We start from the raw sequence: 20,651 nt of genomic DNA, 5'->3' as shown, positions 1-20,651 counted from the left end.
TCGCGACAGTGGCACGGAAGCTAGCCGTCATCGGCGCCGGCTTGATGGGTTCCGGGATCGCCCAGGTCTCCGCGCAGGCGGGCTGGGACGTCGTCCTGCGGGACGTCACCGACGAGGCTCTCCGGCGTGGCACCGACGGCATCAAGGCCTCGTACGACAAGTTCGTCAGCAAGGGCAAGCTGGAGGCGCACGACGCCGACGCCGCCCTCGGCCGGATCACCGCGACCACCGATCTGGACGCCGCTGCGGACGCCGACATTGTCGTCGAGGCGGTCTTCGAGAAGCTGGAAGTGAAGCACGAGATCTTCCGCGCGCTCGACAAGATCGTGCGAGAGGACACCGTCCTCGCCTCCAACACCTCCGCCATCCCGATCACCAAGATCGCGGCGGCCACCGAGCACCCCGAGCGGGTCGTCGGTGTGCACTTCTTCTCGCCGGTGCCGATGATGCAGCTCGTCGAGCTGGTCCGCGGTTACAAGACGAGCGACGAAAGCCTCGCCACCGCACGGGAGTTCGCCGAGTCCGTCGGCAAGACCTGCATCGTCGTCAACCGGGACGTGGCCGGGTTCGTGACCACCCGGCTCATCTCCGCCCTCGTCGTCGAGGCCACCAAGCTCTACGAGTCCGGCGTGGCGACGGCCGAGGACATCGACCTCGCCTGCAAGCTCGGGTTCGGGCACGCCATGGGCCCGCTCGCCACCGCCGACCTCACCGGCGTCGACATCCTGCTGCACGCCACCAGCAACATCTACACCGAGACCCAGGACGAGAAGTTCGCCCCTCCGGAGCTGATGCGCCGGATGGTTGACGCCGGTGACATCGGGCGCAAGAGCGGGCAGGGCTTCTACAAGCACTGAGCATCAGCACCATCAGGCACCAAGACCAAGCACCGAAACCGCACACGTCCCTGGAGTCTCACACCCAGGGGTGAATTCGGTATCGGTTCGCTTACAGACGGCAACCTCTGACCGCCTCGGGCAGTCAGAGGTTGCGTCACCGGACATCACATTCGCGGAGCACGAGACGCACCACGGGGAGCGCATATGTTCATCAGGGGCGACCACGCCGAGCTGGTCGTCGGGGGCCGCCTCGACGTCCGCAGCGCGGCGGACGCCCGTACGGTCCTGCACACGGCCGTCGACGACGGAGTCGGCGATCTCGTGCTGGACCTGTCCGAGCTCGACTCCTGGGACGCCACCGGACTCGGGGTGATCATGGGGGCCCATCGCAGGGCGGGCCGCTGTGGCCGACGCCTGGTGCTGCGCGACGTACCGCCGCAGATGCAGCGCCTGCTGGTGGCCACCCGGCTGCACCGGATCCTGGCGATCGAGGGCGGTATCGGGGTGGAGTCACTTCCCCGGGTGTGAACCCTTGTGTGGACGCGGTGTGAGGGCCGGGTGCGGCCTCTGTGAAACGCAGGTCGCGCACAATCCTCACGAGACTGTGACGTCTCGGACGGCGCGGTACCCCGGGCTGTCGTAGATACTGTGCGAAGGTTTAGGGTTCGGTCGCCCGCTGAGTGAACATCCCTGAATGAGCGGGCCCGGACCAGAAGCGACAGCGCGGTGTGCAGCAAGGCCGGGAGGGGCTCGGCACACGACGCTTTTGGGGGGCTTGAACCTATGGACCCGAACAACCGGGGACCCGAGGAGTACGGCCATGACGGTGACGGCACAGCGCCGCGCCAGCGCCCGCCCAGGGACCCCCTCACACCCGACTTCGGCCAGAGCACGCCCGCCCTGGCCCGCACGGTGCAGCTGGTGTCCGGCGACTACCTGCTCACCGTCAACCCCGTCGACGGCAGCGAGATAGAGGCCTGCCCGCCGGGCGAGAGGCCCTCGCGGCCCCAGAAGCTCAGCGCCGCCGAACGCGCCGAGGCCGAGCGCGCGGCCAGGCCGCCCGTACCGGCCGGTCTCAACCGGCCCAGACTCCACCTCCTGGCCCGCCAGGAGGAACGCGAACGGCTGGTACGGCTGCTCGCCCGCGGTCGTTCCGTACGGCTCACCGGTCCCGCCGGCTCCGGCCGCACCAGCCTGCTCGACCTCGTCGCCGAGGACTGCTCGGACCTCGCCCCCGACGGCGTGGTCCGGCTCAGCGGCTTCCACCGCACCCCCGACGACCTGCTCTACGACCTCTTCTACGCCGTCTTCGGCGCCCCCCTGCACCGGCCCGACCGGGACGAGCTGCTCGGGTACGTCCGCGAGATCGGCGCGGTCGTCGTCCTGGACGACATCGAGTTCGGCGGCGCCGCGCTCGACGAGTTCCTCGATGCCACCCCCGAGTGCGCCTTCCTCGTCGCCGCGACGCCGGACGTGCCCGCCCCGTCCGCCGACTCGGCCCTGGAGGAGGTCTTCCTCAGCGGCCTGGACCGGGCCGGCGGCGTCGAGCTCCTGGAGCGCGGGGTCGGCCGGGTCCTCACCGAGGAGGAGTCCAACTGGGCCGGCGACCTCTGGTTCGAGTCCGAGGGCCTGCCGCTGCGGTTCGTCCAGGCCGGCGCCCTGCTGCGGCAGCGCGACGAACTGCGGGCCAGCGCGGACGCCTTCGACGAGTTCGGGGTCTTCCAGGAAGCCCAGGTCGACGCCCCCTTCGACGCCGGCGACGGACACGACGTCCCGCTGCCCTCGATCGCCGAGGGAGCCGCGCCCGCCGCCCTGCTCGCCACCCGGCTCAGCGACTCGGCGCGCGCCGCGCTGCGGTTCGCCGTGGCGCTCGGCGGCGAGGTGCCGCACCAGGCGCATCTGCCCGCCCTCGTCGGCGACACCCACGCGGACGCCGCCCTCGGTGAACTCCTCGGCTGCGCCCTGGTCTCCCCGGTCGGCTCCCGCTACCGGCTCGCCGCCGGCGTCCAGGCCCAGCTCGCGGCCGCCGGATACGGCGAGGACATCGAGGCCAAGGCCCTGGCCGCCGCCCAGCACTACGCCTGGTGGACCGGGCACCCCTCGGTCACCCCCGAGCGCGTGTGCGCCGAGGCGGACGCCGTGCTCGCGGCCCTCGCCGTCCTGGTGCCGGCCGCCGTCCCGCCCGTCGACGGGGAGGAGAGCGTCAGCGTCCAGCTGGCCCGCACCGCGGCGCCCGCGTTCGCCGCGGGACTGCACTGGAGCGCCTGGGAGCGGACCCTGCGGTTCGGCGCCGAGGCCTCCCGGGTCTCCGGCGAGGTCGCCGAACAGGCCTACTTCCTCCATGAGTTGGGCGTCCTCGCGCTCTGCTCCGGGCAGCTGGACCAGGCCCGCGCCGAGCTGGAGGCCGCCCTCGGGCTGCGCGGGGCTCTCGCCGACAAGCGCGGCACGGTCGCCGGACGCCGGGCGCTCGCGCTGGTCTCCGACCGCTCCGGCACGCCGCTCGGGATATCCGCCACGGCGGGCGAGGAAGTGCCCGACGCCCGTCATGAGGAGTCGCAGTCGCCGCCCGGAGGTGTGCCGACCGCACTCGCCGGCTTCCCGCCGCTCCAGTCGCCGCTCGACCACTCGACCCTCGTCACCAACCGGGTCCCGGCGTCCTCCGCCCCCAACCGCAAGGCCCGGGGCGGCCTCAAGGGCCTCGCCCGCCGCAACCTCGTCGCGGCCGGCGCGGGCGCCCTGCTCGCCGCCGTGCTCGGCACGGTCGTGACCCTCGGCGCCACGTCCAACCAGGACGGCGACGACCCGTCCACCAAGGTCGGCGTCAACCCGTCGGCCAGCCAGGGCGCGGACGACGGCAGCCTGGGCGCCGACGTCCCGAAGAACGACGACGGCTCCGGCGACACCGGCGAAGCCACCAGCCGGCCGACCGACCCGGGCCCCGACGGCACCTACGGCACGTCCGACGACCCGACGCCTACGGACACGGCGGAGCCTTCGGACGACCCGAGTGGGACGAAGGGGACCGGCGGAGGCTCGTCCAGCTCGCCGACCAAGTCGCCCACGTCGAAGCCGCCGTCGTCCAGTCCGTCGTCTCCGTCGTCTTCGGCGTCGCCGGACCCGACGCCGAGCGAGTCCGAGGCCTCCCCGTCGGCGGACCCGTCCGAGACTCCGACGAGCTCGCCGTCGGAGCCGTCCACCTCCGACTCCGCGAGCGGCCCCGCCTCCTCCAGCGCACCGGCCAGTACCTCGGCCAGCGCCCCGGAGAGCAGTTCGGCGGGTACGCCCAGCGCCTCGGGCTCGGCGTCGAACGCGGTGATCTGACGCCGGTACGGCAGCACAGCACAGAGAGGGCCGGGTCCTGGAAACAGGACCCGGCCCTCGTCGTCGTAGAAGAAGAACCCCGGGAGCGGGGAACCCGTCAGAACAGGCGCAGCTTGTCGTCCTCGATGCCGCGCAGCGCGTCGTAGTCGAGGACCGTGCAGCCGATGCCGCGGTCGGTGGCGAGGACGCGGGCCTGGGGCTTGATCTCCTGGGCCGCGAAGATGCCGCGGACCGGGGCGAGATGGGGGTCGCGGTTCAACAGCTCCAGATAGCGGGTGAGTTGCTCCACACCGTCGATCTCGCCGCGCCGCTTGATTTCGACCGCGACGGTCTGGCCCTCGGAGTCCCGGCAGAGGATGTCGACGGGGCCGATGGCGGTCATGTACTCGCGGCGGATCAACGTGTAGCCGTCGCCGAGGGTTTCGATGCGGTCGGCGAGGAGCTCCTGAAGGTGTGCTTCCACGCCGTCCTTGATCAGGCCGGGATCCACGCCCAGTTCGTGCGAGGAGTCGTGGAGGATCTCCTCCATCGTGATGATCAGCTTCTCGCCGCCCTTGTTGACGACGGTCCAGAGGCCGACGGCACCCTCGGGAAAGTCCCCCGATTCCTCCTTCAACGTGCAGGGCGGCGACATCCAGTTCAGGGGCTTGTAGGCCCGGTCGTCCGCGTGGATCGACACACTGCCGTCCGCCTTCACGAGGATGAGACGGGGCGCGGACGGGAGGTGGGCGGTGAGCCGGCCCGCGTAGTCGACGGAGCACCGGGCGATGACGAGACGCATGGTCGGCAACGCTACTCGACGGGCGTGGGTCCACGCGATTCGCCCCAGAAACGCGATGTTCGTTTGTGGCCGATTGTGGGCCCAACCAGGGCGCTGTATGTACGCATTCTCCTGGTGCCGTCACCGTCCGTTGCTTACCGTAGTAACCGGGAGGTCGCGGTGCGTGCACTCAGCGTGTTCGAATTCGCGAACTCCCTTACCTGTCCGGCAACCCCTGAATGCCTGTTCGGGGGTGCGAGAGGAGAACCCATGTCGCTCGACGTCTCACCGGCCCTACTCGAGAAGGCCGAGCGAGGCGAGGTCGACGAAGCGGAATTCGTCGACTGCGTCCGGACCTCCCTGCCCTACGCATGGGAGATGATCAGCTCCCTGGTGGCCCAGCTGAAGGTCGACGGCGGTGCGTTCGCCGACAACCAGACGCCTCCGCCGGACGAGCGGGCACGCGGTCAGCTGCTGCGTGCGCTTGCGAGTGACGCGATACGCGGCGCGCTGCAACGGCACTTCGGAGTGCGACTGGCCTTCCAGAACTGCCACCGAGTGGCGGTGTTCCCGCTGGACGCCTCGGTGGACGAGACGCTGGCCCGTTTCACCTCCGTCCGTAGCCAGCTGCTCAACCAGTCACCGGAGTTCCGGGACTGCTGAGTCAGCGGGCCGCATGCTTGCCGCTCCGTACGCGGGAGGTGCATCAAAGTACCGGGGCGGCAGGCACGTCGGGTGCGGTACGCATGGTCAGCCGAGGTGGGGGAGCACCTCGGCGCCCAGCCGCCGTACGTTCTCCTCGGTCGCCGCGAGATCTCCCGAGCCCTCCATGAGCAGGGCGAAGCGGGAGATTCCGGTGCGCTCGCTGGTCGCCGCGAGCCGGTCGGCGCAGAGCCGCGGGGTGCCCACCGGGTGCAGTCCGCAGAGCAGTTCGGTGTACGCCACCGGGTCGCGCATCGAGCGATGGCGGCCGTCGACCGTGACATGGGCCTCCAGGCCCTGCCGCAGCCAGCCCGGCATCGCCTTCACCAGGGTCTCGACCGCGTCGGTGCGCCGGTCCGCGATCTGGCAGACCCCGGCGGAGACATGGGCCGCGCCCTGGATCTCCTCCGGTGAACGGCCCGCAGCGCGCGCGTGGTTGCGCCAAAGAGAGACCATCTCGGCCTTCTCCTCGTCCCCCACATGCATCCCCAGGAGCATCGGCAGCCCGCGCTCGGCGGCCAGCCGGACACTCGCCGGGGAGGTGCAGGCGACGACGACCTCCGGGCCCGGCGCCTCCGACAGCGACTCCGACGGGCGCGGTACGACGGGCACTTCACGGAAGTTGAAGTGCTCGCCGGAGGCCCCGACGGAGGGTTCGCGCAGCCAGCGCACCAGCAGATCGAGTGATTCCGGGAACCCCTTCTCGTACGCCTCCAGACCCGAGCCGAAGACCTCCAGGTCGACCCAGGGGCCGCCGCGTCCCACGCCCAGCGAGAACCGTCCGCCGGAGGTGATGTGCAGCAGCGCGGCCTGTTCGCCGAGGTGCACCGGGTGGACGGTGGGCAGCACGCTCACCGCTGTGCCGACCCTCAGCCGGTGGGTGCGGCCGAGCAGTAACGCGGCCAGGGTGATGGCCGACGGGCAGGTGCCGTACGGCACGAAGTGGTGCTCGGCCAGCCAGACCGAGTCGAGACCGGCTTCCTCGGCGACCTCGGCGGAGCGGACCGCGCGGTGCAGCGCCTCCCCCTGGCCCTGCCCCGGGAACTGGGCCGCCAACACGAAACTTCCAACGCGCATAGTGCTTTTCCTGCTTCCTTGGCTCCGACGCGGAGCTCCCCCACCCGGCATAACCGTCTGACACGTGCCGAGGACACGGCTTGGCGCGGAGATACTCGGATTGTCTTCAGAATCGATCCGAGTGACGGGGCACTTGTGGGGGTTGGTCCCCTACGCGTACCCCGGTTCGCGCCGCGTAGGCTGGACACGGCCCGTGCTTCCTGTATAGCCCCGTGAGGTGTTCCGTGTCCCCGCGTCGCAACCGTCCCAAGGGAGCCGACCCGTCAGGCCCGGGCGGGGACGACCGCTCCGGCCGCTACGGGGGCTTCCAGTCCACGGAGAGCTGGCAGGGCGAGGAGTGGAACGTCCGGCATGTGGCGGGGGCGAGTTCGCAGGGCAAGTCGTACCGCTGCCCGGGCTGCGACCAGCTGATCCCGGACGGGGTCCCGCATGTGGTGGCCTGGCCGGACCACTCGGGGGTCGACGAGCGCCGGCACTGGCACAAGGCGTGCTGGAACGCGAAGGACCGCCGCACCTCGCGGGTGCAGCGGTCCCGTAACGCGCCGAGATTCTGAGCGCGCTCTATACGTCTCGCTGGTTCATACGTCCCGCTGGTTCAGCAGGGCGAACGCGCCCGCGAAAGCCGCGGCCGTCACCCCCGTGATGATCCACAGCGGGTCCCAGCCGGACGGGCCGGTCTCGGTGAGCGAGTTGGAGTAGAAGACGCTCAGCTGGTTCGGGATGGAGTACTCGAACAGGGCCGTGCGCAGGTCCTCCAGCGAGGACGAGAACATGAACAGCGCGATGACCAGCGGGGCCAGCACCAGGCCGATCATGATGGTGATCGCGCCCGCCGAGTGCCGGATGATCGAGCCGACGATCAGCGAGAGCAGGCCGAGCAGCGCGATGTAGAGCGAGATGCCGAAGGTGCCCTTGAGCCACTCGCTGCCGGACGGGTCCTTGACGCCGGTGCTGTCGAGGAGGGCCACGTCGGCGAGGGCGACCAGCAGGACCGACGCGAACGTCACGACGAAGGCGACCAGGAAGAACACGATGGCCTTCGCGGCCAGCACCCGGCCACGGCTCGGGCACGCGGTCATCGTGGTGCGGATCATGCCGGTGCTGTACTCGGAGGCGGTGGTCAGCACGCCGAGCGTGATGATGCACATCGTGCCGAGCAGCAGCCCGAAGAAGCCGAACGACAGCGGGTTCTCACCGGACAGATCGGTCTCGCCCGCGCTGCTGGACACCACCGCGGCGGCGAGCAGCCCGATCCCGACCACGAGCAGCACGAACACGCCCAACGTCCACATCGTCGAGCGCACCGACCGGATCTTCGTCCACTCCGAGGCGAGCGCATGCCCGAGATGCGTCCGCACCACGGGGATCGGCGAGGTGTACGAGGGGTACGACGGGGCGGGCGCCGCCTGCCAGTTGGGCGCGGCGGCCTGCGGCATCGGGGGCTGGGGGGTGCTCATCGGGCGTCCTCGGGCTTCGTCAGGTCGGCGGCGGGGGCGCCTGCGGCGGGCGGGGCCGACGGCGCGGGGGCGGCGGGAGCGGCGGCCGGAGGTTGTCCCTGCGGCGCCTGAGGCGCCTGAGGCGCGCCCTGGGCGTACGGGTTCGGGTTGCCGGCTCCCGGGGCGGCCGGGGCGCCGTACGGGCCTGCCGGGGGCTGCCCGGCGCCGTACGCCCCTGCGGGCGCTGCGAACGGCTGGCCGCCCTGCTGCGGGGGCGGAGGGGCGTACCAGCCCGGCTGGCCCTGGCCCGGTACCGGCATCGGGGGCTGGGCGCCGGGCGGGAGGGGCTGCTGGAGGCCCGCCTTCTGGTCGATCGTCGAGCGGTAGTCGACGGCGCCCTGGGTCATCCGCATGTACGCCTCTTCCAGGGAAGCCTGGTGCGGGGAGAGCTCCCACAGGCGTACGTCGGTGTCGTGGGCGATGTCGCTGATGCGGGGGAGGGGCAGGCCCGTGACCCGCAGCGCGCCGTCCTGCTCCGGGAGGACGTGGCCGCCCGCCTCCGTCAGCGCGGACGTCAGCTTCTCGCGCAGCTCCAGGTCGGTGTCGGGGGTGCGCACGCGCGCGAAGCCGGCGGAGTTCGCGGCGATGAAGTCCTGCACGCCCATGTCGGCGAGGAGCTGTCCGCGGCCGATCACGATCAGGTGGTCGGCGGTCAGCGCCATCTCGCTCATGAGGTGCGAGGAGACGAAGACCGTACGGCCCTCGGCGGCCAGCGACTTCATCAGGTTCCGCACCCAGAGGATGCCCTCGGGGTCGAGGCCGTTGACCGGCTCGTCGAAGAGGAGGACCTGGGGGTCGCCGAGCAGCGCGGCGGCGATGCCGAGGCGCTGGCCCATGCCGAGGGAGAAGCCCTTGGAGCGCTTTCGCGCCACGTCCTGGAGGCCGACCACACCGAGCACCTCGTCGACCCGGCGGGCCGGGATGCCGGACAGCTGGGCCAGGCAGAGGAGGTGGTTACGGGCGTGCCGGCCGCCGTGCACGGCCTTGGCGTCGAGGAGCGCGCCCACCTGGCGGGGGGCGTTGGGCAGCTTGCGGTACGGGTAGCCGCCGATCGTCACCTGCCCCGAGGTGGGGTTGTCCAGGCCGAGGATCATCCGCATCGTCGTCGACTTGCCCGAGCCGTTGGGGCCCAGGAAGCCGGTGACGGCACCGGGCCGCACCTGGAAGGAAAGGTTGTACACAGCGGTCTTGTCGCCATACTGCTTGGTCAGGCCGACTGCCTCGATCATGCTCCGCACCCATCGAAAGGTTCAGGACAGCAGGGCGCACGCCCCCGTAAGGGTTAGGAGCTTATCGGGGCGCTGACGGTTCCACTCAAGAGCGAGCGCTGCATCTTCCCGGGGGATAACCCCCGGACCCCCAGCAGAAAAGCCTCAGGCGTCGCGCTTCTTCAGCAGGGTGTAACCGCCGGCGAGCGCCAGGACGACCCAGAGCACCATGATGGCGAGCCCGCCCCACGGCCCGTACGGGGTGTCGTCGTCGATCGGCGTGACCACCTGCATGATCTTGCTGCCGGCCTGGTCGGGCAGATACCGGCCGATCTTCTTCGTCGCGGAGACATTGCCGAGGATGTTGGAGATCAGGAAGAAGAACGGCATCAGGATGCCCAGCGACAGCATCGGCGAGCGCAGCATCACGGCGACGCCCATCGAGAACACGGCGATGAGGGTCATGTAGAGCCCGCCGCCGATGACCGCCCGCAGCACGCCCGGGTCGCCGATCTCCGCGCGGTGGTCGCCGAGCATCGCCTGCCCGAGGAAGAAGGTGACGAAGCTGGTGGCCAGGCCGACGGCGAGGCAGAGCCCGGTCGCCACCGCGATCTTGCTGAACAGGAAGGTGCCGCGCTGCGGCACGGCGGCCAGCGAGGTGCGGATCATGCCGGTGCTGTACTCGTTCGACACCACGAGCACCCCGAACACGATCATCGCGAGCTGACCGAGGCTCATCCCGGCGAAGCTGATGAAGGTGGGGTCGAAGGAGAGCTGGTCCTTGCGGCTCATCTTGTCGAACTCGTTCTTCGACAGGGCCGAGATCAGGATCCCGAGCCCGATGGTGACGACCACGGCCAGGGAGAGCGTCCACACCGTGGAGGCCACCGACCGGATCTTGGTCCACTCGGACCGTACGACCTGGATCGCCGCCATGGTCAGTTCCCCTTCCAGCCGTCGCCCCACTGCTGCGGAGGCGCGGCGGCGACGGGTGTGTCGGCGTGTGCGTGGTATTCGACCGACTCCGCGGTCAGCTGCATGAACGCCTCCTCAAGGGAGGCCTGCTGCGGGCTCAGCTCGTGCAGCACGATCTGGTGCTGTGCGGCCAGCTCCCCGATGTGCTCGGGTTTGCCGCCGTCGACCTCCAGCGAGCCGTTCCCGGTCTCCACGACCGTGATCCCGGCCCCGTGCAGCACATCGAGCAGCCGCTCGCGCTGGGGCGAGCGGATCCGGACGTACGACCGTGAGTTCTGCTCGATGAACTCGGCCATGGAGGTGTCGGCGAGCAGCCGCCCCTGTCCGATGACGACGAGGTGGTCGGCGGTCAGCGCCATCTCGCTCATGAGGTGGGAGGAGACGAAGACGGTACGGCCCTGGGCGGCCAGCGATTTCATCAGATTGCGGATCCAGTGGATGCCCTCGGGGTCGAGCCCGTTGACCGGCTCGTCGAACATCAGGATCCGCGGATCCCCGAGCAGCGCGCCCGCGATGCCGAGCCGCTGTCCCATGCCGAGCGAGAACCCCTTGGCCTTCTTCTTCGCCACGGAGGTCAGTCCGACGGTGTCGAGGACCTCGTCGACCCGCTTCCGGGGAATGCCGTTGCTCTGCGCGAGACAGAGGAGGTGGTTGAAGGCGCTGCGGCCGCCGTGCATGGCCTTGGCGTCCAGGAGGGCGCCGATGTACTTGAGGGGGTCCTTCAGACGGTCGTAGTGCTGTCCGTCGATCCGCACGTCACCGGCGGTCGGCCGGTCGAGCCCGAGCATCATCCGCATCGTCGTCGACTTGCCGGCGCCGTTGGGTCCGAGGAAGCCCGTGACGATGCCCGGTCTGACGGTGAAGGTCAGGTTGTTCACCGCGACTTTCTCGCCGTACCGCTTCGTCAGGCCCTCGAGCTCGATCATGCGGCCACGCTAAGACGGGGTCTTTGCGGCTGCCACTCGTGCGGGCAAACAGAGCCCGACGAGAGCGGCAAGAACGGTGAAAGCCGTCGACCAGCGGAAGGCGTCCGGGAAGCCGTCTTGGGCGAGTACGGCGGCCAGGACGGCGCGTGTGGTCGGGGGTGAGGCTCTGGTGGGCGCGGACGTTGCTGGGGAGGTGGGCGGTGCTCATGTGTTGTGGGCGGGCAGGGCGAGTGCGGCGAGTGCGGCGAGCATGGTGAAGGCCGTCGACCAGCGGAAGGCGGACGGGAAACCGCCCCGGGCGAGTACGGCGGCCAGGACCGCGGTGCCGAAGGAGCCGCCGAGCTGCTGCACGATCCGGACGGTGGTGCTGCCGTGCGGGATGCGGTCGGGGCTCAGGCCCTGGTAGGCGCCGACGTTCACGGCGAGGTTGGCGGCGCTCATGCCGAGGCCGCGGACGGCCAGGGCGGCGGGGAGGAGGGCGGGCGCGGGGTGCGGGAGGGCGAAGGGGAGGGTGCCGAGGGCCGAGAGCAGCATCCCGCCGAGGACGACCGGGCGGGGGCCGACGCGGTCGGTGAGCGGGCCCGTCACGCGCGCGAGCAGGCTGCCGAGGCCCTGGGGTGCCAGGAGCAGGCCGGCGGCGACCACGCTCTCGCCGCGCGCCTGCTGGTAGTAGAGGGGCAGCAGGAACATCCCGCCGTACAGGGCGAGGCCGCCCAGGAACATCAGCGTCGAGGAGACGGCGAAGGCGCGGTCCTGGAAGAGGCGGAGGTCGACGAGGGGGGCGGGGGAGCGGAGGGCGTGGGCGGTGAAGAGGGCGACGAGCAGGGCGCCCAGGGGGATCGCCGTCGCCCGGACGGTGCCGTCCTCCGAGAGGCCGTACACGAGCGCCGCGAGGCCGGGGGAGAGAAGCAGCAGGCCGGTCGTGTCGAGGCGGTGGGCGGGGCCCGGGCCGTCCCTGGGGATGCCTCGCCGAGCCAGGGCGAGGGCGAGCAGGCACAGGGGCAGGTTGACGTAGAAGATCCAGCGCCAGCTGAGGTGGCCGACGATCAGGCCGCCGAGCACGGGGCCCAGGATCGGGCCGATCAGTGCGGGCAGGGTGATCACGGCCATGAGGCGGCCGAGGTTACGGCCGTCCGCTGCACGCATCACGAGGGTCTGGAGGACCGGCAGCATGATCCCGCCGCCGACGCCCTGCACGATCCGGAAGACGACCAGCGAGCCGATGTTCCACGCGAGCCCGCACAGCATCGACCCGGTGAGGAAGAGGCTCAGCGAGCCCAGCCACACGCGCCGGGCGCCGTAGCGCTCGACGGCCCAGCCGGAGACGGGGACTACGGCGGCGAGGGCCAGCAGGTACGCCGTACTGACCCACTGGACCGCCGTGGTGGAGGCGTCGAGGTCGTGGCCGAGGGTGTGGATCGCGATCGAGACGATCGTGCTGTCCAGGAGCGGGGCCATGGCTCCGAGGACGAGGATGCCGGCGAGTTTGTACACGCTTGAGGGCATGAGCACTCCTTAAGAGACGTTCCGTCTCTAAGGTCGACGATAGGCTTGCCCGGGTAGGAGACGCAAGGTCTCTTAAGGTGTCTTGAGGAGGCGTCCGTGGAGAACACGCGGCGGCGCGGTGCCGCCCTGGAGGCCGATCTGCTGGACGCGGCCTGGGCGGAGTTGCAGGCGGTCGGCTACGCCCGGCTGACCATGGAGGGCGTCGCCGCACGCGCGCGTACCGGCAAGCAGGTCCTCTACCGGCGCTGGAGCAATCGGGCCGAACTCGTCATCGCCGCCATGCGGCACCGCACCGGGTCCATCGCCGACCGGGTGCCGGACACGGGCGCGCTGCGGGACGACGTACTCGAAGTGCTGCGGGCGGGCGCGGAGCGGCAGCGGGAGATCGGGCCGGACACGCTGCACGGGCTGCTCGCGGAGGCGCGGGACGTGGATCCGTCGTTCTTCGGGATCATGCGGGGCGTGCTGCGGACGATCGTGGAGCGGGCCGCCGCGCGGGGGGAGATCCAGACGGCCGAACTGCCCGCGCGGGTCCTCACCCTGCCCGCGGATCTGCTGCGGCACGAGATCCTGCTGAGCCGGGAGCCGGTCACGGAAGCCACCCTGGAAGGGATCGTCGACGACGTGTTCCTGCCGCTGGCACGCCAAAGGCCCGCACCTTCGGGGGAGACGGTACGGGCCTCTGGAACGCGCTACTGACCAGCGGTACTACTGACCAGCGGTACTGCTGATTACCGGGACTGCTGAGCCGGAACCCCACGAGAGATCGGCTCGTCGTCCGTGGCCGGCGAACCGGCCGCGGCCACCGCGGCGCCCGTGAGCGTGGCGAGCATCTCGCGCACGTTCGTCAGCTGGGCGTTGATGCTGTCGCGGCGGTTGGTGAGGGCGGCCAGCTCGCGCTCGGATTCCGAACGGATGCGGTCGGCCTTGGCGTTGGCGTCGGCCACGATGTCCTCGGCCTGGCGCTGAGCCGTCTCCACCGTCTGGCGGGCGCGGCGCTCGGCGTCCGTGCGCAGCTTCTCGGCCTCCAGGCGGAGCTGCTCCGCGCGGTGCTCGATCTCCGCGAGGCGCTTCTCGGCCTTCTGCTGACGCGAGGCCAGGTCGCGCTCCGACTGCTCGCGACGCTTGGCCAGGTTGGTCTCGAAGTCCGCGGCGGCCTGGGCGGCCTTGGCGCGGGTCTCCTCGAAGAGGGCGTCCGCCTCCTCGCGCTTCTGCTGCGCGTCCTTCTGCGCCTCCTGACGCAGCTGAGAGGAGTCGCTCTTCGCCTTCTCGACGATCCGGACGCCCTCGTCCTCGGCCTTGGCCTTGCGCTCCGCGGCGAAGGACTCCGCGTCGTTGCGCACCTGCTGGGCCGCCGACTCGGCGAGCTCGCGGTGCTGCTCGGCCGCCCGACGGGCCTCCTCGCGCAGATCCTTGGCCTCCTCCTCGGCGAGGCGGAGGATCTTCTCGACACGCGCGCCGAGACCCGCGTACGACGGCTCGGCGTCGGAGACCTGAGCCTGGGCGTTCTGCGTTTCGAGGTGGAGCTCCTCGATGCGCTTTTCCAGAGCGGTGATGCGGGAGAGAGCGCTGTCACGGTCGGAGACGAGCTTGGAGATCCGTTCGTCCACCTGAGCGCGGTCGTACCCACGCCGCACAAGCTCGAAGCCGTAGGGGGAAGTGTCGCTCATGGGGTTCCTGTCAAATGAGACCGGTGAGGTGATAGGGGGAATCCTAGGGGCCGAAGCGGTGTGTCATCGAGCGGATACGTGTTTGATCTGGAGAATGACACCCCTTTTGAGTGGCTAACCCTTGGACGGCTTGCCAAAAACCTGGTCAAAGGCCCCAGATGACACCGGAATTCAACCTGTCGGTTAGCTGTCCGAAGGCTTACCCGAACGAGGGGCGCCGACCGAGACGCCTGCCTTGACGCCACCGTCCTTGCCCGCCGCTGGGGCCTCAAAGGACTCCAACGCCTCCAGGACGTCCTGGACACGGGAGATCTCGGCGTTGATGTCCTCACGGCGCCGCACCAGGATCTCCAGCTCGCGCTTTCCTTCCTCGACCGTGCGCCGGGCCTCGCGGATCGCCTCCGCCTTGAGCTCCTCGGCCTCCCGCACGAGCGCCGACTTCTTCTGCTCGGCCTCCTTCAGGAGCCCCTCGGCCTTCTTCACGGCGGCGATCCGGACCTTGCCCGCCTCGGAGTTGGCCTCCGAGACCAGCTCCTTCGCCTTGGCCTGAGCCTTCGCCAGCTGCTCCTCGGACGCCTTGATGAGCGCGTCGCAGCGATCGCCGGTCGACTTCATCGTCTCGGCGGCCTCGCGGCGGGCCCGCTCGTGCAGCTCCTCGATCTCGGACGTGATCCGGTCGCGCAGCTCCTCGGCCCGCTCCCTTATGGCGGTGGCGTCCCGGCGGGCACCGACGAGCAGCTCGTCCGCGTCCGTACGGGCCTTCTCCACCCGGGCGTTGCCCTCGTTCGTCGCCTCCGCGACCAGCCGGTCGGCCTCCGTGCGGGCCGCGCCCACCATGGTGTCGGCCTGCGCCTCCGCCTCGGCGGTGGTCTTGTGGGCCTGCTGCTGCGCCTCGGTGAGCAGCTTGTCGGCCTCGGCCGTGGTCTCCGTGATGAGCGTGTCGACCTGCTCGGCCACGTCCTGGCGCCGCTTGTTGGCGTCCTTGCGGGCCTCGTCGAGGGTGCGCTCGGCCTCCTCGCGCGCGGTGTTGACGAGCCGCTCGGCCTCGGCCGCCGCCTCGGACTTGAGACGCTCGGAGTCGCTGCGGATCCGCTCGGCGTGGTGCTGCGCGGAGCCGACGGTGTCGGCGGCCTCGGCGCGCAGCCGCTCCGCGTCCCCGGTGGCGTCCGCGATGAGCTTCTCGGCCTTGGCGACCGCCTCGTTGCGCACCCGCTCGGCCTCGGCCGCGGTCTCCAGACGCAGCCGCTCCGCCTCCGCGACCGTGTCCTGGCGCAGCCGCTCCGCCTCCGCGACCGTGTCCTGGCGCAGCCGGTCGGTGTCGGTGATCGTCTCGGTGGTGAGCCGCTCGGCCTCGTTACGGGCCTCGGTGATGAGCGTGTCGGCCTGCGTGGCGGCGTCCGAACGGATGCGGTTGGCGTCCTCACGGGCGTCCGCACGGGTCCGGGACGCGGCCGCGTCCGCCTCGGCGAGCGCGTCCGAGGCCTCCGTGCGCACCCGCTGGGCGTGCTCGGCGGTCTCCGAGCGCAGCCGCTCGGACTCCGCGATCGCCTCCGAGACGGTGCGCTCGGCCAGCGCCTTGGCGGCCTCGGTCTCCTCGTTCGCCTCACGCCGGATGCGGTTGGCGTCCTCGGTGGCCCGCTCCCGCTCGGAGTAGGCGTCCGCACGGACGCGGTCGGCCTCCTCCTGGGCCTCGCGCCGGGTGCGGTCCGCCGCGTGGTCGGCGGCACTGCGCAGCCCGGTGATCTCCTCCTGGGCCTGCTCGTGCAGCCCGGCCACGGAGTCCCGTACCTGCTGGGCGTGCTGCTCGGCCGCCGACACCATCTCGGTGGCGCGCCGGTCGGCCTCCTCGACCAGCCGCAGCGCCTCGGCCTGCGCCTCCTCCACGCGGCCTCGCGCCGCGGCCAACAGCTCATCGCTCTGCTCGCGGGCCCGCTCACGCTCCTGGTCGGCCTCCTGACGCGCCGAACCGAGGGTCTCCTCCGCCTCACGGCGGCGCCGGGCGGCCTCCTCCTGGGCGGCAGCCAGCGTCTCGGACGCCTCCGTCGCCAGCCGCTCGGCGGCGGCCTGCGCCTCCGCGCGCACCCGGTCTGCGGTGTCCTGGGCCTCCGCCTTCAGCTGCTCGGCCTCGGCCGCCGCCGCCGAACGCAGGCGTACGGCGATGGCCTCGCCCTCCGCGCGGGACGCGGACGCGTCGGACGCGGCCTCGTCCCGCAGCCGCTCGGCCTCCGCCTCGGCCTGCTGCTGGAGGGTGCGGATCCGCTCGGCGGCCTCGGAACGCAGCCGCTCGGTCTCCTCGGCGGCCTCACGACGGATCCGCGAGGCCTCCTCACGGGCCTCCGTGAGCGCCCGCTCGGCGGCGACGAGACGGTCCTGGGCCTCCGTCTGAAGGCGGGTCAGCTCATCGGCGGCCTCGACACGACGGGCCTCTATCGCCCGCTCGGTCTCCTCGCGCAGCTCCAAGGCGGCCCGCTCGGCGTCCGCCTTGATGCCCTCGGACTGCTCGACGATCTCCGCGCGGTGCCGCTCGGCCTCCGCGCGGGTGCGCTCCAGGGTCTCCTCGGCTTGCCGGCGCAGCGTCGTGGCGCGCTCGATGGCCTCGGTGCGGACCTTCTCGCTGTCCGTGGTGGCCGTCTGGCGCAGCTCGTCCGCGTCCTGCTTGGCCTTGGCGAGCAGCTCCTCGGCGGTCTTGGCGGCCTCCTCGATCTGCTGGACGGCCTCCTTGCGGGCCTCCGCGCGGATCTTCTCGCCCTCGGCGACCGCGTCGGCGCGCAGCTGCTCGGCCTCGCCGCGCAGCCTGCGGGCCTCCTCCTGGAGCTCGACCGTCTTGGCCCGGTACTCCTTGGTGTCGTCCTTCGCCGAGCCCTTGAGCTGCTCCGCGATGTCATGCGCCTCGGCCCGCAGCCGGTCCGCCTCGGCCTCGGCCTCGGAACGGATCCGCTCGGCCTCCTCGGCGGCCGCCTTGGTGGTGTTACGGGCCTCCTCGGATGCCTTGTTCAGGACGTCCTCGGCGGTCTTGGCCGCCTTGCCCAGCTGGGACGCGGTCTCCTCGGCGGTGATCGTGCGGGCCTTCTCGGAGGCCTCGGCGACGATCTTCTCGGCCTCCGCGCGCGCGTCCGCGACGACTTCCTCGGCGGCCGCCTTGGTGGTCTCGGCCTCCTGGTTGGCCTCGTTGACCAGCCGGGCGACCTGCTCCTTGGCCGTCCGCATGCGCTGTTCGTTCGCCGACTCGGCGCTGGAGAGCGACTTCTCGGCGGTCGCTTTCGCCTCGGTGACCAGCTTCTCGGCCTCGGCCTGCGCCTTGCGCAGCGCCTCCTCGGCCTCCGCCATCCGCTCCTCGGCGGCACGGCTCAGCTCGGTCGCCTGACGGCGGGCGGAGTCCGACTCGGTCGCCGTGGAGCTGCGCAGCTGCTCGGCGTGGTCGGTGGCCTCCTGGGCCTGCGTGGACGCCGCGTTCAGCAGCCGCTCGGCGTCGGTGCGGGCCCGGCGCAGCAGCTGCTCGGCCTCCGCGCGGGCCGCCTCGGCCTCGGACTGAAGGCGCTGCCGGGCCTCGCTGGTGAGCCGCTCGGCCTCGGCACGGGCGGCCGCGGCGGCCTGCTCGGCCTCGGCGCGCGACTCCTCCAGGAGCCGGCGGGCCTGCTGCTCGCTGCGGGCGCGCAGCTGCTCGGCCCACGCCACGTTCTCGTTGACATGCGACTCGACGGTCTGCCGGCGCTCGGCCAGCTCCTGGTCCAGCTGCTGGCGGCGGGTGACCGCCTCCTGGTGCAGCTCCGCCTGGAGGCGCGCCGCGTTCTCGGCGTGCTCCTGGAGGATCCGCTGGGTCTGCGCGCGGGCCTGGCTGAGCTCGCGCTCGGCGTCCTGGCGCAGCTGGTCGGCCTGCATCTGCGCGTTCCGCAGCAACTGCTCGGCCTGATAGCCGATGTCACCGCCGGCGAAGTCGGGCCGGGACATGATGGTGCGGCGCGCCTCGTGCAGCTTGGCGCGCAGCACCTCGACCTGGTAGCCGAGGTCCTCGGCGTGCTGGATCGCCTTCTCCCGCTCGGTCTTCAGCCGATCCATCTCGGCCTCGAACCGAGAGAGGTGGTCGACGTCAGCCGCCGGCTCTCGCTCCTGGCGTTCGTAGCCCCGCACTGCGCGGTCCCATCCGTCCCCTGGTCGCATGTCTGGCCAAACGAGCTCCGTCCATCCGCCGAACGGGGCCCCCGGGGAATGGTGTCAGATCAACGGCGGAGCATGGGCTGCAGCCCCGACGCTCGTCCCCCGAAAACCGGACCCCGGCAAGCGATCGCCCTGGCTCGAGCGGCGACCGCCCCCAACCCTACCGGCCCATATGTACGAGGGTCAGTGCTCAGGTGACTCAACAGGCGCCGAAGTGACCAGTTCTGTCAGTACGCCATGGCAATCCTTTGGGTGCAGGAACGTGATCCGTGACCCCATGGAGCCGCGTCGCGGCTCCTCGTACAGAACGCGTACGCCCTTGTCCTTGATGTCGGCGGCGTCGGCGTCGACGTCCGCCGTACCGAAAGCGATGTGGTGGACCCCCTCGCCGTTCTTGGCCAGCCACTTCGCGACCGTGGAGTCGTCGCGGGTCGGTTCGAGGAGCTGGAGGTAGGAGGCGCCGCCGTCCGAGGTCTCGTTGATCTTGAGCATGGCCTCGCGCACGCCCTGCTCCTCGTTGACCTCGGAGTGGAAGACCTCGAAGCCGTAGGTGGCCCGGTAGAACTCGACGGTCTTGTCCAGGTCGAAACAGGCGATCCCGATGTGGTCGATTCGCGTCAGCATGGAGTTCAGTGGAGCGCTGAAGCGGTGGTTACGCAACGTGCGCGCGATCACACCGACGGCCCGGTGACGGCACGGAGTGCCACTCAGTACATTCGAAGTAAACCCTCGTTCACTCCTCAGCTGTGCAGCTGAAAGGGGATCGCACCTCATGTCTGGTTCGAACAGCACGACGTCCGTCATCGTCGCGGGCGCCCGTACCCCGATGGGTCGGCTGCTGGGCTCCCTCAAGTCGTTCTCCGGCGCGGATCTGGGCGGATTCGCGATCAAGGCCGCCCTCGACCGTGCGGGGATCGGTGGCGACCAGGTGCAGTACGTGATCATGGGCCAGGTGCTCCAGGCCGGGGCAGGGCAGATCCCGGCGCGCCAGGCCGCGGTCAAGGGCGGCATCCCGATGGGCGTCCCGGCGCTCACCATCAACAAGGTGTGTCTGTCGGGCCTCGACGCGATCGCGCTGGCCGACCAGCTGATCCGCGCCGGCGAGTTCGACGTGATCGTCGCGGGCGGCCAGGAGTCCATGACCAACGCCCCCCACCTGCTCCCGAAGTCCCGCGAGGGCTTCAAGTACGGCGCCATCGAGATGCTCGACGCCATGGCGTACGACGGCCTGACCGACGCCTTCGAGAACATCGCCATGGGCGAGTCCACGGAGAAGCACAACACCCGCCTCGGCATCCAGCGCCCCGAGCAGGACGAGATCGCCGCCCTGTCCCACCAGCGGGCCGCCGCCGCGCAGAAGAACGGCATCTTCGAGGCCGAGATCACCCCGATCGAGATCCCGCAGCGCAAGGGCGAGCCGGTCGTCTTCAGCAAGGACGAGGGCATCCGCGGCGACACCACCGTGGAGTCCCTCGGCAAGCTCCGCCCGGCCTTCACCCGCGACGGCACCATCACCGCGGGCACGTCCTCGCAGATCTCCGACGGCGCCGCCGCCGTGGTCGTGATGAGCAAGGCCAAGGCGCTGGAGCTGGGCCTGGAGTGGATCGCCGAGATCGGCGCCCACGGCAATGTCGCGGGCCCGGACAACAGCCTCCAGTCCCAGCCGTCCAACGCCATCCTGCACGCCCTGAAGAAGGAGGGCCTGGACGTCTCCGACCTCGACCTGATCGAGATCAACGAGGCCTTCGCCGCCGTCGCGGTCCAGTCAATGAAGGACCTCGGCGTGTCCACCGAAACGGTGAACGTCAACGGCGGAGCCATCGCCCTGGGCCACCCGATCGGCATGTCCGGCGCCCGTCTGGTGCTGCACCTGGCGCTGGAGCTCAAGCGGCGCGGCGGCGGGGTCGGCGCGGCCGCGCTGTGCGGCGGCGGCGGTCAGGGTGACGCGCTCATCGTGCGGGTACCCAAGGCCTGAGGTCTCGTACGTTTTCCCGGTGACCCGTACGCGTTCCACCC

Annotated in this window: 17 protein-coding genes; 7 read left to right on the top strand and 10 right to left on the bottom strand. The window is 71.0% G+C overall.

Annotation, left to right across the window (positions count from 1 at the left end; all coding sequences use genetic code 11):
- The first annotated feature begins 8 nt into the window (after positions 1 to 8).
- The 3 genes from ABZ928_RS35825 (at position 9) to ABZ928_RS35815 (ending at position 4,160) form a co-directional block, all read left to right on the top strand.
- Positions 9 to 857 (top strand): 3-hydroxyacyl-CoA dehydrogenase family protein, encoded by an 849-nt coding sequence (locus ABZ928_RS35825; protein WP_361528151.1) that lies wholly within the window; start codon positions 9 to 11, stop codon positions 855 to 857.
- Between the two features lie 186 nt (positions 858 to 1,043).
- Positions 1,044 to 1,367 carry an STAS domain-containing protein gene (locus tag ABZ928_RS35820; RefSeq protein ID WP_067029557.1) on the top strand — a complete coding sequence of 108 codons (324 nt, stop codon included), beginning with the start codon at positions 1,044 to 1,046 and terminating at the stop codon, positions 1,365 to 1,367.
- A gap of 255 nt (positions 1,368 to 1,622) precedes the next feature.
- A complete protein-coding gene (locus ABZ928_RS35815; protein ID WP_361528149.1) occupies positions 1,623 to 4,160 on the top strand; it encodes an ATP-binding protein in 2,538 nt (845 codons plus the stop codon).
- Between the two features lie 97 nt (positions 4,161 to 4,257).
- Here ABZ928_RS35815 and nucS read toward each other — a convergent pair whose 3' ends face one another.
- Positions 4,258 to 4,941, bottom strand: coding sequence for an endonuclease NucS (gene nucS, locus ABZ928_RS35810; RefSeq protein WP_361528147.1), 684 nt, complete (start codon positions 4,939 to 4,941; stop codon positions 4,258 to 4,260).
- A 249-nt stretch (positions 4,942 to 5,190) separates the two neighbouring features.
- Here nucS and ABZ928_RS35805 point away from each other — a divergent pair, with 249 nt between their 5' ends.
- Positions 5,191 to 5,583: an SCO5389 family protein gene (locus ABZ928_RS35805; RefSeq protein ID WP_361528145.1), complete on the top strand. Its 393-nt coding sequence runs from the start codon at positions 5,191 to 5,193 to the stop codon at positions 5,581 to 5,583.
- 87 nt (positions 5,584 to 5,670) lie between these two features.
- Here ABZ928_RS35805 and ABZ928_RS35800 read toward each other — a convergent pair whose 3' ends face one another.
- Complete coding sequence (locus ABZ928_RS35800) at positions 5,671 to 6,699, bottom strand: LLM class flavin-dependent oxidoreductase (RefSeq protein ID WP_361528143.1); 1,029 nt, start codon at positions 6,697 to 6,699, stop codon at positions 5,671 to 5,673.
- Positions 6,700 to 6,923: 224 nt separating this feature from the next.
- Between ABZ928_RS35800 and ABZ928_RS35795 the strand changes: the two genes are divergently transcribed.
- Entirely contained in the window at positions 6,924 to 7,253 is a 330-nt protein-coding gene (locus ABZ928_RS35795) for an ATP/GTP-binding protein (RefSeq protein ID WP_361528141.1), read from the top strand.
- 24 nt (positions 7,254 to 7,277) lie between these two features.
- Here the strand turns inward: ABZ928_RS35795 and ABZ928_RS35790 are convergent, their stop codons facing one another.
- The 5 genes from ABZ928_RS35790 to ABZ928_RS35770 all read right to left on the bottom strand — a co-directional run bounded on the left by ABZ928_RS35790 (position 7,278) and on the right by ABZ928_RS35770 (position 12,810).
- On the bottom strand, positions 7,278 to 8,156 hold the full coding sequence (locus ABZ928_RS35790; protein ID WP_361528139.1) for an ABC transporter permease: 879 nt from the start codon (positions 8,154 to 8,156) through the stop codon (positions 7,278 to 7,280).
- Positions 8,153 to 9,424 (bottom strand): ABC transporter ATP-binding protein, encoded by a 1,272-nt coding sequence (locus tag ABZ928_RS35785; RefSeq protein WP_361528137.1) that lies wholly within the window; start codon positions 9,422 to 9,424, stop codon positions 8,153 to 8,155. Before ABZ928_RS35785 ends, ABZ928_RS35790 begins: the two co-directional genes overlap by 4 nt.
- Positions 9,425 to 9,568: 144 nt before the next feature.
- The gene (locus ABZ928_RS35780; RefSeq protein ID WP_361528135.1) at positions 9,569 to 10,339 is read right to left on the bottom strand and encodes an ABC transporter permease; all 771 of its coding nucleotides are present in this window, start codon (positions 10,337 to 10,339) and stop codon (positions 9,569 to 9,571) included.
- Positions 10,340 to 10,341: 2 nt separating this feature from the next.
- Positions 10,342 to 11,304, bottom strand: coding sequence for an ABC transporter ATP-binding protein (locus tag ABZ928_RS35775; protein WP_361528133.1), 963 nt, complete (start codon positions 11,302 to 11,304; stop codon positions 10,342 to 10,344).
- Positions 11,305 to 11,508: 204 nt separating this feature from the next.
- The gene (locus tag ABZ928_RS35770; protein ID WP_361528131.1) at positions 11,509 to 12,810 is read right to left on the bottom strand and encodes an MDR family MFS transporter; all 1,302 of its coding nucleotides are present in this window, start codon (positions 12,808 to 12,810) and stop codon (positions 11,509 to 11,511) included.
- Positions 12,811 to 12,906: 96 nt separating this feature from the next.
- Here ABZ928_RS35770 and ABZ928_RS35765 point away from each other — a divergent pair, with 96 nt between their 5' ends.
- Complete coding sequence (locus ABZ928_RS35765; protein ID WP_361528129.1) at positions 12,907 to 13,509, top strand: TetR/AcrR family transcriptional regulator; 603 nt, start codon at positions 12,907 to 12,909, stop codon at positions 13,507 to 13,509.
- Positions 13,510 to 13,541: 32 nt separating this feature from the next.
- On the opposite strand, the gene ABZ928_RS35760 is transcribed toward ABZ928_RS35765, so the two are convergent.
- From ABZ928_RS35760 to mce, 3 genes are all read right to left on the bottom strand, one after another.
- On the bottom strand, positions 13,542 to 14,480 hold the full coding sequence (locus tag ABZ928_RS35760) for a cellulose-binding protein (RefSeq protein WP_361528127.1): 939 nt from the start codon (positions 14,478 to 14,480) through the stop codon (positions 13,542 to 13,544).
- A gap of 183 nt (positions 14,481 to 14,663) precedes the next feature.
- The gene (gene scy, locus ABZ928_RS35755) at positions 14,664 to 18,608 is read right to left on the bottom strand and encodes a polarized growth protein Scy (protein WP_361528125.1); all 3,945 of its coding nucleotides are present in this window, start codon (positions 18,606 to 18,608) and stop codon (positions 14,664 to 14,666) included.
- A gap of 210 nt (positions 18,609 to 18,818) precedes the next feature.
- On the bottom strand, positions 18,819 to 19,259 hold the full coding sequence (gene mce, locus ABZ928_RS35750; RefSeq protein ID WP_361528123.1) for a methylmalonyl-CoA epimerase: 441 nt from the start codon (positions 19,257 to 19,259) through the stop codon (positions 18,819 to 18,821).
- Between the two features lie 148 nt (positions 19,260 to 19,407).
- Here mce and ABZ928_RS35745 point away from each other — a divergent pair, with 148 nt between their 5' ends.
- A complete protein-coding gene (locus ABZ928_RS35745) occupies positions 19,408 to 20,610 on the top strand; it encodes an acetyl-CoA C-acetyltransferase (RefSeq protein ID WP_361528121.1) in 1,203 nt (400 codons plus the stop codon).
- Positions 20,611 to 20,651 lie beyond the last annotated feature (41 nt).

Source organism: Streptomyces sp. NPDC046909 (assembly GCF_040644695.1).
Taxonomy (GTDB): domain Bacteria; phylum Actinomycetota; class Actinomycetes; order Streptomycetales; family Streptomycetaceae; genus Streptomyces.
The sequence above is the reverse complement of the archived record's forward strand: the minus strand, read 5'-3'. Positions and strand labels throughout refer to the sequence as shown.